The organism is Faecalibacterium sp. Marseille-Q4896, from assembly GCF_017377615.1.
Classification (GTDB): domain Bacteria; phylum Bacillota; class Clostridia; order Oscillospirales; family Ruminococcaceae; genus Faecalibacterium; species Faecalibacterium taiwanense.
The window spans coordinates 112,364-127,217 of record NZ_JAFREG010000002.1; the positions used below are offsets into that span (position 1 = coordinate 112,364).

The window sequence follows — 14,854 nt, forward strand, 5'->3', positions numbered from 1 at the left end:
CTCTCATAATCCCGTCTTTTTTGAATCATGCGAAGCGGCCTTTGTACTCTGGTGTTTCTTCCGGGGGTCTTTGGCGGCGCATTCAAATGCTTTTCAAAGCGCAAGTCTGCACTTTTTGTGCGGTACTTGCGCTTTTTTGTTTGCATCGGGATCAGGGACGGAGGAAAAACATGAGTGAGAACCGAACACGGTTCCGGCTGAACCAGAACCGTGCGCCCATCTATGAAGCGCTGGAACAGTTCCGCAAAATGCGGGTGGTGCCCTTTGATGTGCCCGGCCACAAGCGGGGCCGCGGCAACCCGGAGCTGACCGCCTTTCTGGGCCAGCAGTGCGTGGGTGTGGATGTGAACAGCATGAAGCCGCTGGATAATCTCTGCCACCCGGTATCGGTCATCCGGGAAGCAGAGGAGCTGGCCGCAGATGCCTTTGGCGCTGCCCACGCATTCCTCATGGTGGGCGGCACCACCAGCAGTGTGCAGAGCATGGTGCTTACCGCCTGCAAGCGCGGTGATGAGATCATTCTGCCCCGCAATGTGCACCGCAGTGTGCTGAACGCACTGGTACTGTGCGGCGCGGTGCCGGTGTATGTGAACCCCGAGGTGGATAAGCGCCTTGGCATCTCGCTGGGCATGAAGCGGGAACAGGTGGAAAAGGCCATTAAAGAGCATCCGAATGCTGTGGCTGTGCTGGTGAATAACCCCACCTACTACGGCATCTGCTCTGACCTGCGCGCCATCGTAAAAATGGCCCACGATGCCGGGATGCTCTGCCTTGCAGACGAAGCCCACGGCACCCACTTCTACTTTGGCGGCGGCCTGCCGGTGTCTGCCATGGCGGCAGGGGCTGATATGGCATCCGTCTCCATGCACAAGAGCGGCGGCAGTTTAACGCAGTCCAGCCTGCTGCTCATCGGCCCCAATGTGCACCCGGGCTATGTGCGGCAGATCATCAACCTGACCCAGACCACCTCCGGCAGCTACCTGCTCATGTCCAGTCTGGATATCTCCCGCCGCAACCTTGCGCAGCGCGGGCGGCAGGTATTCCACCAAGTGGCCGACATGGCCGAGTATGCCCGAGAGGAGATCAACGCCGTGGGCGGCTACTACGCCTTTGGCAAGGAGCTGTGCAACGGCGACTCCGTTTTTGACTTTGATACTACCAAGCTCAGCGTCCACACGCTGGATATCGGCCTTGCAGGCATTGAGGTGTACGACATCCTGCGCGATGAGTACGACATCCAGATCGAGTTCGGCGACATTGGCAACATTCTGGCCTACCTTTCCATCGGCGACCGCCCGCAGGAGGTGGAGCGTCTGGTCAGCGCGCTGGCCGAGATCAAGCGCCGCTACCAGACCGATGGCTCCGGCCTGCTGAGTCAGGAATACATCGACCCCGTTGTGGCTGCCAGCCCGCAGGAGGCGTTCTATGCCCCCAAAAAGAGCCTGCCGCTCCGGGAGACCGAGGGCATGGTGTGCAGCGAGTTCGTCATGTGCTACCCGCCGGGCATTCCCATTCTGGCCCCTGGCGAGCGCATCACCAAGGAAATTTTGAACTACATCGAGTACGCCAAGGCCAAGGGCTGCAGCATGACCGGCCCCGAGGACCCGGACATCGAGCGGCTGAACGTTCTGGCATAAGGAGGGAATGCAGATGGAATTTTGGTTTTCTGAGTTTCACACCCCGGACGTGAAGCACAGCATCCGGGTGAACAAACAGCTCTACTCCAAGCAGAGCGATTACCAGCGCATCGATATTTTTGAAACGCCGGAGTTTGGCCGGGTGCTCACATTGGACGGCAATGTGATGCTGACCGAGCGCGACGAATTCATCTATGACGAGATGATCGTGCATGTGCCCATGGCGGTGCACAAGCAGGCAAAAGACATCCTTGTCATCGGTGCCGGTGACGGCGGCGTGGTGCGGGAGCTGACCCGCTACGACCGGGTGGAGCGCATCGACCTTGTGGAGATGGACCCGCAGGTGGTGGAAGCCTGCCGCGCCTTCCTGCCCAGCAACGCCTGCCGCATGGATGACCGCCGGGTGCACATCTATTTTGAGAACGCCCTCAAGTATATCCGCCGCTGCGAGGAGGAGTACGACCTCATCATCGTGGACTCCTCCGATCCCTTCGGCCCATCCGAGGGTCTGTTCACCCGCGAGTTCTACGGCAGCTGCTTCAATGCCCTGAAAGCGGACGGCATCATGGTGAACCAGCAGGGCAGCCCCTTCTATGCCGAGGATGCCAGCGCCATGCAGCGCAGCCACAAGCGCATTGCGTCCACCTTCCCCATCAGCCGAGTGTATCAGGCACACATTCCCACCTTTGCGGCTGGGTACTGGCTGTTCGGCTTTGCCAGCAAAAAGTATCATCCCATCGATGATCTGGATGCAGACGCATGGAAGGCGCTGAACATGCGCACCCGCTATTACACCGCCCGGCTGCATGTCGGCGCATTTTACCTGCCGGCATTCCTTGAGGAAATGCTGCGGGAAGTGGAGGAACACTGATGCAACCCAACATTGAAAACTTCATCGGCTGTGACAGCAGCTACCGCGCCGCCAGCATCGTGCTGTACGGTGCGCCCTACGATTCCACCACCAGCTACCGCCCGGGCGCACGGTTCGGCCCGGCGGCCATCCGACACGAAAGCTATGGTCTGGAGACCTACAGCCCCTATCAGAATGCCGACCTGACCGATTTTGACATCTTCGACAGCGGTGATCTGGAGCTGTGCTTCGGCTCCAGCGAGAGTGCCCTTGCGGACATCGAAGCCCGCGCAGAGGAGATCCTGCAGGACGGCAAGTTCCCGTTGCTGCTGGGCGGTGAACATCTGGTGACGCTGGGTGCCGTGCGGGCTGCTGTGAAGAAATATCCGGATCTGCACATCGTGCACTTTGATGCCCACGCCGACCTGCGGGACGACTACCTTGGTGCAAAGCTGAGCCACGCCTGCGTGCTGCGCCGCTGCCATGAGCTGGTGGGCGACGGCCGCATCCATCAGTTCTGCATCCGCAGCGGCGACCGCGCCGAGTTCGAATTTGCAGCCCAGCACACCGAGATGCACAAATTCGATTTTACCGGCCTTGCCGAGCTGACGGAACAGCTGTGCGAGAGCAAGGTGCCCGTCTACCTGACCATCGACCTCGACTGTCTGGACCCCTCCTGCTTCCCCGGCACCGGCACGCCCGAAGCCGGCGGCGTGAGCTTTTTGCAGCTGCTGGATGCCATCCGCACCGTGACGAAAGCCAACATCGTAGCCGCAGACCTCAACGAGCTGGCTCCCACGCTGGATACCACCGGCGTTTCCACCGCCACCGCCTGCAAGGTGCTGCGCGAAACGCTGATCGCGCTGGACAAGGGCTGGCCCGGCTTTCAGGTCTGACCGAATTTGCACACATTGACATAAAGGAGAAAAATCATGAGCAAAGTTCTGATCATCGGCTGCGGCGGCGTGGCCTCCGTTGCCATCCACAAGTGCTGTCAGGTACCCGAGGTGTTCACCGAGATCTGCATCGCCAGCCGTACCAAGTCCAAGTGCGACAAGCTGGCTGCAGAACTGGCCCCCAAAACCGCTACCAAGATCACCACCGCACAGGTGGATGCCGACAAGGTGGACGAAGTGATCGCCCTCATCAAGGCTTATCAGCCCGACCTCGTGATGAACATTGCCCTGCCCTATCAGGACCTGACCATCATGGATGCCTGTCTTGCCTGCGGCGTAAACTACATGGACACCGCCAACTACGAGCCGGAGAACACCGACGACCCGGAGTGGCGTGCCATCTACGAGAAGCGCTGCAAGGAAGCAGGCTTCTCCGCCTACTTTGATTACAGCTGGCAGTGGGCCTACGCAAAGAAGTTTGAGGAAGCCGGCCTGACCGCCCTGCTGGGCAGCGGCTTCGACCCGGGCGTGACCCAGGCTTACTGCGCCTACGCCAAAAAGCACGAGTTCGACACCATTGACACCATTGATATTCTGGACTGCAACGGCGGCGACCACGGCTATGCCTTTGCCACCAACTTTAACCCGGAGATCAACCTGCGCGAGGTGTCCGCTCCCGGCAGCTACTGGGAGAACGGCCACTGGGTGGAGATCCCGGCTATGAGCATCAAGCGGGAATACAACTTCGATCAGGTGGGCGACAAGGATATGTACTTGCTGCACCACGAGGAGATCGAGTCCCTTGCCAAGAACATCCCGGAGGCAAAGCGCATCCGCTTCTTCATGACCTTTGGCCAGAGCTATCTCGACCACATGCGCTGTCTGGAGGATGTGGGCATGCTGTCCACCACCCCGGTCAACTTCAACGGGCAGGAGATCGTGCCCATCCAGTTCCTCAAGGCTCTGCTGCCGGACCCCGCCAGCCTTGGCCCCCGCACCAAGGGCAAGACCAACATCGGCTGCATCTTCACCGGCAAGAAGGACGGCAAGGAAAAGACCTACTACATCTACAACGTCTGCGACCATCAGGAGTGCTACAAGGAGGTGGGCAGTCAGGCCATCAGCTACACCACCGGCGTACCGGCCATGTGCGGCGCACTGATGCTGCTCACCGGCAAGTGGACCACCAAGGGCGTGCACACTGTGGAAGAGTTTGATCCGGACCCGTATCTGGACGCTCTGGACAAGTACGGCCTGCCCCGTTCCGAGAGCCACAGCCCGGCGCTGGTGGACTGATGCGGCTGGCCGATACCCGCCCGCCCTTTGCGGGCCTTGCAAACCTTTCTTGGGAAACGCTTGCCTCTCTGCCCACCCCCTGCTACCTGCTGGACGAAGGGCAGCTGCGCCGCAACGGCGAACTTCTGCTGGGGGTGCAGCAGCGCACCGGCTGCAAAATTCTGCTGGCGCAGAAGGCTTTTTCCAACTTTAATGTTTACCCGGTGCTGGCTCCTTATCTGGCGGGCACCGAGGCCAGCGGCCTGTACGAGAGCCGCCTTGGCAAAGAAGAGCTGCCGGAAAAAGAGAACCATGTGTTCTGCGCGGCCTACCGGGCAGACGAGTTCGCGGAGCTGCTGCAGTACGCCGACCACATCGTGTTCAATTCGCCCAGCCAGCTGGCAAAGTTCGGCCCGGCAGCAAAGGCGGCGGGCAAGAGCGTGGGCCTGCGGCTGAACCCGGAGTGCTCCACGCAGGAAGGCCATGCAATTTACGACCCCTGCGCCCCGGGCAGCCGCCTTGGCACCACCCGCGCCCAGTGGGATGCCGCCGTGCAAGCAGACCCGACCCTGCCCGAATTACTGGACGGACTGCACTTCCACACCCTGTGCGAGCAGGATGCCGATGCACTGGCCCTGACGCTGGCGGCGGTGGAAGCAAAGTTCGGGGGTCTTCTGCCCCGGATGAAGTGGCTCAACTTTGGCGGCGGGCACCATATCACCCGCCCCGGCTACCGCCTTGCCACGCTGGAACAGTGCATTACCAAAACACAGAAAAAGTACGGCGTGCAGGTGTATCTGGAACCGGGCGAAGCATGGGCGCTGAACGCCGGGTATCTTGTTACCACTGTGCTGGATACTTTGCAAAATGGCGAGACGAGCCTTGCCATTCTGGACATGTCTGCGGCCTGCCACACCCCGGATGTGATTGAGATGCCCTACCGCCCGCCGCTGCTGGATGCCGGGGACCCCGGCGAAAAGCCGTACCTCATCCGCCTTGGCGGCCCCACCTGCCTTGCCGGGGATGTGGTGGGCGACTACAGCTTTGCCTCCCCGCTCACCGAGGGGCAAAGGCTCATTTTCGGCGATATGGCCATCTACACCACCTGCAAGAACAACACCTTCAACGGGATGCCGCTGCCGCCCATCTGGGCAATGGACGAAAACGGCACCTGCCGGGAGCTGGTGAAGTTCGGCTACAGCGATTTCAAGATGCGGCTGGGACGTGCAGCGGATTAAAGTATGACCCTTTCGGCAAATCTGTATTCGGTCAAAAGACAGTCTGTATCAAAACCGCCCAAAATGCACGCTGTTCAAGTACAGTTTCTTTTTATCATCTGACGAAAATTTAAAAAAATTCAAATTCAGCCTAGACAAGTTCCTTTTCATGTGCTAAAACAATGCTAAGAAACCCGCAACGATGCAGGATCTGAGGATCACTGCGCCGTTGCGGGTTTTTCTTGTTTTATCTGGGAAAGTGTTAAGAAATAATAGAGGAGGCAATTCTTATGAAAGCATTCATTTCGCGTCGTGATTTCCTGAAAGCGGCAGGCATCACCGCCGCAGCAGCAGCTTTGGCAGGCTGCTCTTCTTCTGGCGGTTCCGCAAGCGGCTCTTCTGCAGGCGGCAAGACCATTAAGATCGGCGTGTTTGAACCGGCTTCCGGTGATAACGGCGCAGGCGGCAAGCAGGAAGTGCTGGGTGTCGAGTACGCCAACAGCCTTGCTCCCACCGTGGAGATCGGCGGTGAGACCTATAACGTGGAGCTGGTGGAAGTGGATAACCAGTCCAGCACCGATAAGGCCGTGACTGCTGCACAGGAGCTGGTCTCCAAAAAAGTCTCCATCGTGCTGGGCAGCTACGGCTCCGGTGTTTCCATTGCAGCCGCTCCCACCTTCCAGTCCGCTTCCATCCCGGCCATTGGCTGCTCCTGCACCAACCCCGCCGTGACTGAGGCCAACCCCTACTACTTCCGTGTCTGCTTTCTTGACCCGTTCCAGGGCTCGGTCATGGCAAACTTTGCAAAGGATGAGTTCAGTGCTGCCAACGCCTACGTGCTGAGCATGCTGGGCGAGGACTACGGCTCCGGTCTGGCCACCTACTTCGTCAACGCTTTTGAGGATCTGGGCGGCACTGTTACCAGCGAGCAGTTCCCCGAGGGCACCTCGGACTTCTCCGCCTACATCCAGAACGCCATCAACGCCGGTGCAGATGTGATCTTTGCTCCCTGCGCTACCACCTACGCAGCCCAGATCATCACACAGGCTGCTTCTGCAGGCTTTGACAAACCCATTACCGCAGGCGACACATGGGAGTCCAGCGTTATTCTGGATGCACAAAAGGGCACCAGCGTGCAGGTGTATTGCTCCACCTTCTTTGATGAGAACGATGATTCCGGCGCAGCCAAGGAGTTCGTGACCGGCTTTAAGGAGTGGCTGAACGCCGACAGCCAGAAGCTGACCAACAACGGCGGCAATGACATCGTGGCAGCTGTTTCTGCACTGGGCTACGACGGCTACATGGTGGCTCTGGAAGCCATCAAGGCAGCAGGCAGCACCGACGGCACCGCCATCCGCGATGCTCTGTACGGCGTAAACTACGACGGCGTGACCGGCAACATCACCTTTGATCAGACCACCGGTGATGCCAACAAGGATATGGCTTACATCAAGAAAGCTGCCGACGGCGCGTTTGAGTTCGTCAAGACTCAGAGCGTGGACGGCTGAACAAAATTTTAAACTCCCTCCGTCAACGAGGGAGCCTTTTTGTAGCTTTCCGGCAGGTTTGGCCCCCTCTGGGAGGGGGCTGTCACCGGAGGTGACTGGAGGAGTTTATTTTATTAAATGTTGTAAGAAATGGAGGGTCCCCCTTATGGCTGCAAAGTTTCTGCCCTATTTGCTGGCAGGTATCTCGGTGGGCGGCCAGTATGCATTGATCGCCATTGGCTACACGATGGTGTACGGCATCCTGCGCCTGATCAACTTTGCCCACGGCGATATCTTTACCGTAGCCGGTTTTCTGATGGTGTACGCTACTGCTTCCCTTCCGCTGACCATTTCCATCCCGCTGGTGGTGGTGGCAACGGTACTGCTGGGCATCGCAGTGGAAAAGATCGCCTACAAGCCCCTGCGCACTGCGCCGCGCATGTCGGTAATGATCTCCGCGATCGGTATGTCCTACCTTTTGCAGAACTCGATGTGGTATGTCACCGGCGGTCTGGCCAAGCAGTACCCTGCCCTGCCGTGGATCAGCGACACCGTCACGGTGCTGGGCTGCCAGACCAAGCGGGTGACGGTGGTAACGCCGTTCCTCGTCATTGTGCTGGTGGCAGCACTTGTTGCCCTGATCCAGAAGACCAAGATCGGCATGGCCATGCGCGCCGCTTCCCGCGATTTTGAGACCGCTCAGCTGATGGGCATCAAGATCAACAATGTCATCTCCTTTACCTTTGCGGTGGGCAGCTTTCTTGCGGCCATCGGCTCCATGATGTATTTTTCCAACTACACGGCAGTCACCCCCACTGTGGGTGCCATGCCCGGCCTGAAAGCCTTTGTGGCTGCGGTGTTCGGCGGCATCGGCTCCATTCCGGGTGCTGTCATCGGCGGCTTCATCATCGGCATCTGCGAAAGCCTTATTAAAGGTGCAGGCGCTACCACCTTCAGTGATGCGTTCACCTTTGCACTGCTGATCGTGGTGCTGGCCGTCAAGCCTACCGGCCTGTTCAGTGAAAACCTGACCGAGAAAGTGTGATGACCATGAAACAAGAGAAAAAACGCATCTATCTCCGGGCCGCACTGGCGCTGGCCGCTCTGCTGGTGGTGCTGCTGGCACTGGATAACCTGAGCTTTGTGCCCTCCATGCTGCTCACCGTGCTGCGCAAGGGTGCCATCTATGCACTGGTGGCTGTCTCCATGAACCTGCTGAACGGCTTTACCGGCCTGTTCAGTCTGGGTCAGGCAGGCTTTATGCTGCTGGGTGCCTACACCTACGCCATCCTCACCATTCCCGCCGCTTCGCAGAAGTCCATCTATCAGCGCTATGCAACCGGCGGCATCGGTTTCTCCATCCCGGAACTGCTCTCCAAACCTCTGGGCGGCTTCGGCCTGCTGCTGGGTGTTGTGTTCTGCCTGATCCTGGCCGGTTTTATCGCAGCGCTGTTCGCCTTCCTCATCGGCCTGCCGGTGCTGAAGCTGAAAAGCGACTATCTTGCCATTGCTACACTGGGCTTTGCCGAGATCATCCGTGCCGCCGTGGTTTACGAGGGCTTTGGCCCGCTGACCAACGGCTCCAACCTTCTGTACGGCTTTACCAGCTTTGCCAGCTTCAACCTTTCGCTGGGCGGCACGACCCTGCATCTGGAGACCGTGATGCCCTTCCTCTTCTCCGGCATCTGCATCGCCATCATTCTGCTGCTCATCAACTCCACCTATGGCCGTGCCTTCAAAGCCATCCGTGATGACGAGATCGCTGCCGAAGCCATGGGCATCAACCTTGCCAGCCACAAGCGCATGAGCTTTATCATCAGCAGCTTCTTTGCCGGTATCTCCGGCGCAATGCTTGCCATGTATCAGGCCAGCGTGCAGGCCACCACCTTCAAATCCAGCATGACCTACGAGATCCTGCTGATCGTGGTCATTGGCGGCATTGGCTCGGTGTCCGGTTCCATCATCGCGTCCTTCCTGTTCATCGCCAGCTCCGAGTGGCTGCTGCGCTTCCTCGACAACGAGACCTGGATCGGCGGCTTCCGTGTGCCGCTGCTGCGTTCCGGCTTCCGCATGGTGGTGTTCAGCATCATCATTATGGCGGTGGTGCTGTTCTTCCGCAAGGGCATCATGGGCGACCGTGAATTGTTCCAGAAAAAGCCCGCATCCACTGCAAAAACTGCCAAAAAGGAGGCGCGTTCCAAATGAGTGAAAACGTATTGACCATTGAAAACGCCACGATGCAGTTTGGCGGCGTGGTGGCTGTGGATAATCTGAACCTGAAGGTGGATAAAGATCAGATCGTCTCCCTCATCGGCCCCAACGGTGCCGGCAAGACCACCGCGTTCAACGTTGTCACCGGCGTGTATGCGCCCACCAACGGCGCGGTGTGGTTCGAGGGACGCAAGATCATTGAGAACACGCCCCACGGCAAGATGAAAAAGCTCTATAAGGGCCAGAACGCGAGCAAGTATTCCCACATGATCGCCCCCACGCCCGATAAGATCACCCAGATGGGTATTGCCCGCACCTTCCAGAATATCCGTCTATGGAAGAGCCAGACCGTGTTTGAGAACGTGCTCATCGCCAAGCACTGCCGCCGCTCGGCCAACCTGCTGAGCGCTACCTTCCGGCTGAATGCAGACGAGGAAAAGCGCCAGCGCGAGGAGTGCGAAAAGCTGCTGCATGTGCTGGGCCTTGAGGATGTGCGCAATGAACTGGCTACCGGCCTGCCCTACGGCCTGCAGCGCCGGGTTGAGATTGCCCGTGCGCTGGCAACTGAGCCAAAATTGCTGCTTCTGGATGAGCCTGCTGCCGGTATGAACCCGCAGGAGACCGAAGAACTGACCGCCTTTATTGACCGCATCCGCACCGATTTCAGACTGACCGTGTTCATGATCGAGCACCACATGGATCTGGTGATGGATATTTCCGACCGGGTCTATGTGCTGGACTTTGGCCGCTTGATCGCCGAGGGTACGCCCGCCGAGGTGCAGAACGACCCGCGGGTGATCGACGCTTATCTGGGGGTGGACGAAGATGCTTGAGATCAAGGATTTACATGTTTCCTATGGCGGCATTCAGGCCTTGCGCGGTGTGTCGCTGAACGTGCCGGACGGCAAGATCGTTACCCTGATCGGTGCCAACGGCGCAGGCAAGTCCACCCTGATGCGCACCATTTCCGGCCTTGTAAAGGCACAGAGCGGCTCCATTTTGTGGAACGGGCAGGAACTGCTGGGCAAGCCCATCGACCAGATTGTGGCCAGTGGCATTGCCATGTCGCCGGAGGGCCGCCGGGTGTTTGCCGACCTGACTGTGCTGGAAAATCTGAAGATCGGCGCATACCTGCGCAAGGATAAGGCCGAAACCGAGAAAGATCTTGAGTGGGTGTACAGTCTGTTCCCCCGTCTGAAGGAGCGCAGCTGGCAGAGCGCCGGCACCCTTTCCGGCGGCGAGCAGCAGATGCTGGCCGTGGGCCGCGCCCTGATGAGCAAGCCGAAGCTGCTCATGCTGGACGAGCCAAGCCTCGGCCTTGCACCCATCGTGGTGCGGGAGATTTTTGATATCATCCGCACCGTGAACCAGCAGGGCATCACCGTGCTGCTGAACGAGCAGAACGCCAACATGGCCCTGAAGGTGGCCGATTACGCCTATGTGCTGGAGACCGGCACCCTGACCCTTTCCGGCACGGGTGCTGAACTGCTGACCAATGAACAGGTCAAAGCCGCATACCTCGGCAAAAAGCGCGTTGACCGCACCTGAAACTTTATAAGAACCGCTAACGGCAGAGAGGGGCTGTTGCAAAACAGCTCCATGAAAAAATAACGCATAAAAATGCCTCAGTATGGCAGGCGGAACAGGCTCATCACACTGCCAACAAAGAAAAACAGGGCGTTCCCGACGGGGAACGCCCTGTTGTACATATCGCTTGTCTGTGGTCTTTTGCAGGGTGCGTCCGCAGGGCGCACCCTGTTTTTTTCTATGCTTCATCATTTTCTGCGCGCAGCATCCGGTATCCGACACCAACATGGGTCTGAATCAGATGCGGCGCATCCGGGTATCGTTCCAATTTTTTGCGCAGGGATGCCATGTAAACTCGCAAGGAAGCAATGTCATTTTCCTGCGTACTGCCCCATACTTTCTGCGTGAGGGAGGTATGCGTCAGCACCTTGCCCACATTATGCGCCAGCACACACAGCAGTTTGTACTCGATGGGGGTCAGATGCAATTCATTCTCACCCAGCCAGACGCACCCGGCCGAGAAGTCGATCTTCAAAGGACCATTGACAAAAACCGGACTGTTTATGCCGTCAGAAGCCAGCAGATTCAATCGGCGCTGCGTTACACGCAGTCTTGCCAGCAGCTCGTCCACGGAAAACGGCTTTGTCAGATAATCGTCTGCGCCGTTGTCCAGTGCCTCGATCTTATCAGAATCTTCGCTCCGGGCACTCAGGACAATGATGGGCAGGTTCGACCATGTGCGGACGCTGCGGATGACCTCGATGCCGTCTATATCGGGCAGCCCAAGATCCAGCAGCATGATGTCCGGATTGTGGCTGGTAGTCATCATGATCGCCGTTTCCCCATTGGAAGCAGTCAGATATTTATAGCCGTGGGTCTTCAGGGTCGTTGTGATCAGACACCGTACAGGAACATCATCCTCTACGACCAGAATGGACGGCTTATTCATGAATGTTCACCTCGCTTTGCGGCAATGCAAAGGAAAAGACACTGCCATTGGGAATGTTGTCACGCAGGGTCAATGTTCCGCCGTGAGCCGTCAAGATTGCACGGCAGAGGGGCAAGCCCAAGCCAAGGCTGCGGTGGCTGTCTGCGATGCGGCTCTGCCCGGTATAAAACATCTCGAACACCTGTGCTTTTGCGCGATCCGGAATACCGGGGCCGTTATCTGCCACTTCCACTACGACCTGATGGTCTTTCCGGTAAGCCGAAATCTGAATGACCGAGCCCACGGGGGTGTATTTGATGGCGTTATCCACCAGATTGACAACGACCTGCATGATCAGCCGTGCATCCACATTGACCAAGAGGATCTCGTCCCCATACTGTGTTGTGATGGTGTGTTCGCAGCTTTTCCGGTTGACATGATGCAGCGCTTCTTCGATCATTTCGTCCATCAGCTGCGGTGAGATCTGCAGATTCATCCGTCCATCTTCAATGCGGGTGATGGAAAGCAGATTTTCCACCAGACCGATCAGCCATTGTGCATCGTCAAAAATATCGGTGCAGATCTTGTTCCGGGTCTCTGTATCCAGCGTTTCTCCGTTGGAAAGCAGATTGCTGGCATTGCCGGAAATGGAGGTCAGCGGGGTGCGCAGGTCATGCGAGATCGTGCGCAGCAGGTTTGCCCGCAGCTCTTCATTTTTTGCCTGCACGGTTGCCTGCTCTTTTTCCAGCGCATTTCTGCGGTTTTCGATGGCCAGCGCACCTTCGCCCAGAATGGAAAGCAGCACACTGTTTTCAAAGGCATCCAGCGGTTTTTCGGACAGATCGATCCCGATCACTCCAAACACGCCGCCTCCGGTCCGAAGTGCAAGATAAAGTCCCTTTGCATCCGGGTAGCTATCCGTGCCTGCACCGGAACGCTTTTTGTTGGCAAACGTCCAGTTTGCTGCATCCCGTTCTTCCGGTGCAGAAAAGATGTTTTGCGCCGTTTCCCCGTCAACTCCAAAAACCTGTTCTGCCCCAAGACCTCCGTTTTGTTCCAGGTAGACGATCAGACTCCGGTTCAGCAGCTTCATCAGCTGGGAAGCTGTCAGCGAAAAGATTTCTTCTTCACTTTTGGCTTTCTGTAAAAGCTGATTCGTATCAAATAGTACTTTTGTCCGGAATGCTGCCTGCGCAGACATTTTTGCATGGTCTTTCAACCGTGTCGTCAACGTACAGGTAATAATTGCGGAGGTCAGCATCAGGGCAAACGTAACCTGATAACCGGGGTCATACGCATGGAATGTCAGGCGCGGTTCCGTCAGAAAAAAATTGTACAGCGCAACACTGGCAACAGAGCCCAGCACACCGCAGGTGTAACCGCTGGTACACAATGCGGTGAACAGCATTCCCAGCATATAGAGCATAATAATGTTATAACGCGCAAAGTCCAGCTGCAGGAAAAAGAAGCCGATGAGCGTGATGCAGCTCAGGATGCCTGCGGTGATCAGCAGATCACGGACAGACGGCAGAAGCGGACGGGTGAACAGCTTCCGTCCTGAACCGTAGCCGTTCTCTGCAGAAGCATCCGGGATGATATAAATATCCAGATTAGGCGCAGTCATCGTCAATTTTTCAGTCAGTGACGGTCCACTCCAGAAATGGCGGCGATGTACGCTGGAGCTCCCCAGTACGATTTTTGTAATGCCGGAGATGCGGGCAAACTCTGCGATCTGCTGCGGAATGTCATCCCCATAGATCGTAGAGATGTCGGCACCTGCCTGCTCTGCCATACGAATGTGCTGCTGCAAGCGCCGACAGTCTTCTTTTCCCATCTGATCCGAATCCGGAGTCCGGACATACAGAGCTGTAAAGGTCCCTCCAAACGCCTTTGCCATTGTTGCTGCCGTCCGCACGATCTTTGCATTGGAGGGAGAGGACGACAGACACGCCAGAATATGTTCAGTGGGTGGGTCGTTCTGATTCATAAAAATCACCTGCCTTGCCCACAGTATAGCACAATTTGATGGTCACGACCACCAGCCACGTCTTTTTCCTTCCTGTTGAAGGATCTCCTTCCGCATGTGATCCAGCGCATCTGCTGCCCAAAAACCACTCAACATGACTCCAAGAACCATCAGTAACAAAACGACATCCATATGATCCGTCCTATCTTTTCAGAGCCGGAAACACTTCTGGATCGATGCGTATTTTCCCAAAACCAGCATACTTTCGTCCCGGCACAGCTGCGTATCCGGCGTAATGCTCATATCGAGCTTTCCGTCTTTTTTCAGCGCAAGAATGTTGATGTTATACTTTTTTCGGATATTGATTTCACCGATCGTGCGATCCATCCATTCCGGCGGAATAGTCACTTCCATGATGGCATGGTCGTCCTGCAGCTCGATATAATCCAGAATGTGTTCAGAGCTGTATCGGATCGCTGCCCACTTTGCCAGCTGCTTTTCCGGGTAGACCACTTCATCCGCACCGTTGCGCAGCAGGAACTTGGCTTGTACATCCCGCTCTGCACGCGAGACCACAAGCTTTGCTCCCAGCTCCTTGAGCAGTGATGTTGTTTCCAACGAGCTTTGAAAATTGCCGCCGATGGTTACGATACACACATCAAAATTGCCAACACCAAGGGAGCGCAGAAAGTATTCGCTGGTGCTGTCACCAATCTGTGCATTCGTCACATAGGAAAGCACGGCGTTCACACGGTCTTCGTTGCTGTCGATCGCCATGACCTGATGACCCAGCTCATTCAGTTCCTGCGCAATATGGCGGCCAAAACGGCCAAGCCCAATCAAAAGAATCGATTTCATAC

General features: G+C 57.2%; 13 protein-coding genes. 10 read left to right on the top strand and 3 right to left on the bottom strand.

What is annotated here, in order from left to right; genetic code table 11:
- Nucleotides 1–170 precede the first annotated feature (170 nt).
- The 10 genes from J3348_RS04485 (at nucleotide 171) to J3348_RS04530 (ending at nucleotide 11,121) form a co-directional block, all read left to right on the top strand.
- Entirely contained in the window at nucleotides 171–1,637 is a 1,467-nt protein-coding gene (locus J3348_RS04485; protein WP_097775018.1) for an aminotransferase class I/II-fold pyridoxal phosphate-dependent enzyme, read from the top strand.
- A gap of 13 nt (nucleotides 1,638–1,650) precedes the next feature.
- Complete coding sequence (speE, locus tag J3348_RS04490; protein WP_044953854.1) at nucleotides 1,651–2,508, top strand: polyamine aminopropyltransferase; 858 nt, start codon at nucleotides 1,651–1,653, stop codon at nucleotides 2,506–2,508.
- Complete coding sequence (speB, locus tag J3348_RS04495) at nucleotides 2,508–3,383, top strand: agmatinase (RefSeq protein WP_005943304.1); 876 nt, start codon at nucleotides 2,508–2,510, stop codon at nucleotides 3,381–3,383. The genes speE and speB overlap by 1 nt, the downstream gene beginning before the upstream one ends.
- Nucleotides 3,384–3,419: 36 nt before the next feature.
- Complete coding sequence (locus J3348_RS04500; RefSeq protein WP_005943308.1) at nucleotides 3,420–4,679, top strand: saccharopine dehydrogenase family protein; 1,260 nt, start codon at nucleotides 3,420–3,422, stop codon at nucleotides 4,677–4,679.
- A complete protein-coding gene (locus J3348_RS04505) occupies nucleotides 4,679–5,896 on the top strand; it encodes a carboxynorspermidine decarboxylase (protein ID WP_207698412.1) in 1,218 nt (405 codons plus the stop codon). The genes J3348_RS04500 and J3348_RS04505 overlap by 1 nt, the downstream gene beginning before the upstream one ends.
- Before the next feature lie 269 nt (nucleotides 5,897–6,165).
- Entirely contained in the window at nucleotides 6,166–7,383 is a 1,218-nt protein-coding gene (locus J3348_RS04510) for an ABC transporter substrate-binding protein (protein WP_207698413.1), read from the top strand.
- A 145-nt stretch (nucleotides 7,384–7,528) separates the two neighbouring features.
- Complete coding sequence (locus J3348_RS04515) at nucleotides 7,529–8,407, top strand: branched-chain amino acid ABC transporter permease (protein ID WP_207698414.1); 879 nt, start codon at nucleotides 7,529–7,531, stop codon at nucleotides 8,405–8,407.
- 5 nt (nucleotides 8,408–8,412) lie between these two features.
- Nucleotides 8,413–9,567, top strand: a complete 1,155-nt coding sequence (locus J3348_RS04520; RefSeq protein ID WP_242702876.1) for a branched-chain amino acid ABC transporter permease — start codon at nucleotides 8,413–8,415, stop codon at nucleotides 9,565–9,567.
- On the top strand, nucleotides 9,564–10,406 hold the full coding sequence (locus tag J3348_RS04525; RefSeq protein WP_207698416.1) for an ABC transporter ATP-binding protein: 843 nt from the start codon (nucleotides 9,564–9,566) through the stop codon (nucleotides 10,404–10,406). Before J3348_RS04520 ends, J3348_RS04525 begins: the two co-directional genes overlap by 4 nt.
- On the top strand, nucleotides 10,399–11,121 hold the full coding sequence (locus J3348_RS04530) for an ABC transporter ATP-binding protein (protein ID WP_097775012.1): 723 nt from the start codon (nucleotides 10,399–10,401) through the stop codon (nucleotides 11,119–11,121). Before J3348_RS04525 ends, J3348_RS04530 begins: the two co-directional genes overlap by 8 nt.
- A gap of 217 nt (nucleotides 11,122–11,338) precedes the next feature.
- On the opposite strand, the gene J3348_RS04535 is transcribed toward J3348_RS04530, so the two are convergent.
- The 3 genes from J3348_RS04535 to J3348_RS04545 all read right to left on the bottom strand — a co-directional run bounded on the left by J3348_RS04535 (nucleotide 11,339) and on the right by J3348_RS04545 (nucleotide 14,852).
- Nucleotides 11,339–12,049 (bottom strand): response regulator transcription factor, encoded by a 711-nt coding sequence (locus J3348_RS04535; RefSeq protein ID WP_005943328.1) that lies wholly within the window; start codon nucleotides 12,047–12,049, stop codon nucleotides 11,339–11,341.
- Entirely contained in the window at nucleotides 12,042–13,925 is a 1,884-nt protein-coding gene (locus J3348_RS04540) for a DUF4118 domain-containing protein (protein WP_207698555.1), read from the bottom strand. The genes J3348_RS04535 and J3348_RS04540 overlap by 8 nt, the downstream gene beginning before the upstream one ends.
- A 279-nt stretch (nucleotides 13,926–14,204) precedes the next feature.
- On the bottom strand, nucleotides 14,205–14,852 hold the full coding sequence (locus J3348_RS04545) for a TrkA family potassium uptake protein (RefSeq protein WP_097779996.1): 648 nt from the start codon (nucleotides 14,850–14,852) through the stop codon (nucleotides 14,205–14,207).
- Between the last annotated feature and the right edge of the window lie 2 nt (nucleotides 14,853–14,854).

Bases quoted from the DNA above. Each gene is read 5' to 3' on its own strand.
- J3348_RS04510 (WP_207698413.1), top strand. From the start codon at position 6,166: ATGAAAGCATTCATTTCGCGTCGTGATTTCCTGAAAGCGGCAGGCATC.
- J3348_RS04540 (WP_207698555.1), bottom strand. From the start codon at position 13,925: ATGGCAAAGGCGTTTGGAGGGACCTTTACAGCTCTGTATGTCCGGACT.
- J3348_RS04530 (WP_097775012.1), top strand. From the start codon at position 10,399: ATGCTTGAGATCAAGGATTTACATGTTTCCTATGGCGGCATTCAGGCC.
- J3348_RS04545 (WP_097779996.1), bottom strand. From the start codon at position 14,852: ATGAAATCGATTCTTTTGATTGGGCTTGGCCGTTTTGGCCGCCATATT.
- J3348_RS04500 (WP_005943308.1), top strand. From the start codon at position 3,420: ATGAGCAAAGTTCTGATCATCGGCTGCGGCGGCGTGGCCTCCGTTGCC.
- J3348_RS04535 (WP_005943328.1), bottom strand. From the start codon at position 12,049: ATGAATAAGCCGTCCATTCTGGTCGTAGAGGATGATGTTCCTGTACGG.
- J3348_RS04520 (WP_242702876.1), top strand. From the start codon at position 8,413: ATGAAACAAGAGAAAAAACGCATCTATCTCCGGGCCGCACTGGCGCTG.
- J3348_RS04485 (WP_097775018.1), top strand. From the start codon at position 171: ATGAGTGAGAACCGAACACGGTTCCGGCTGAACCAGAACCGTGCGCCC.
- J3348_RS04525 (WP_207698416.1), top strand. From the start codon at position 9,564: ATGAGTGAAAACGTATTGACCATTGAAAACGCCACGATGCAGTTTGGC.
- speB (WP_005943304.1), top strand. From the start codon at position 2,508: ATGCAACCCAACATTGAAAACTTCATCGGCTGTGACAGCAGCTACCGC.
- J3348_RS04505 (WP_207698412.1), top strand. From the start codon at position 4,679: ATGCGGCTGGCCGATACCCGCCCGCCCTTTGCGGGCCTTGCAAACCTT.
- J3348_RS04515 (WP_207698414.1), top strand. From the start codon at position 7,529: ATGGCTGCAAAGTTTCTGCCCTATTTGCTGGCAGGTATCTCGGTGGGC.
- speE (WP_044953854.1), top strand. From the start codon at position 1,651: ATGGAATTTTGGTTTTCTGAGTTTCACACCCCGGACGTGAAGCACAGC.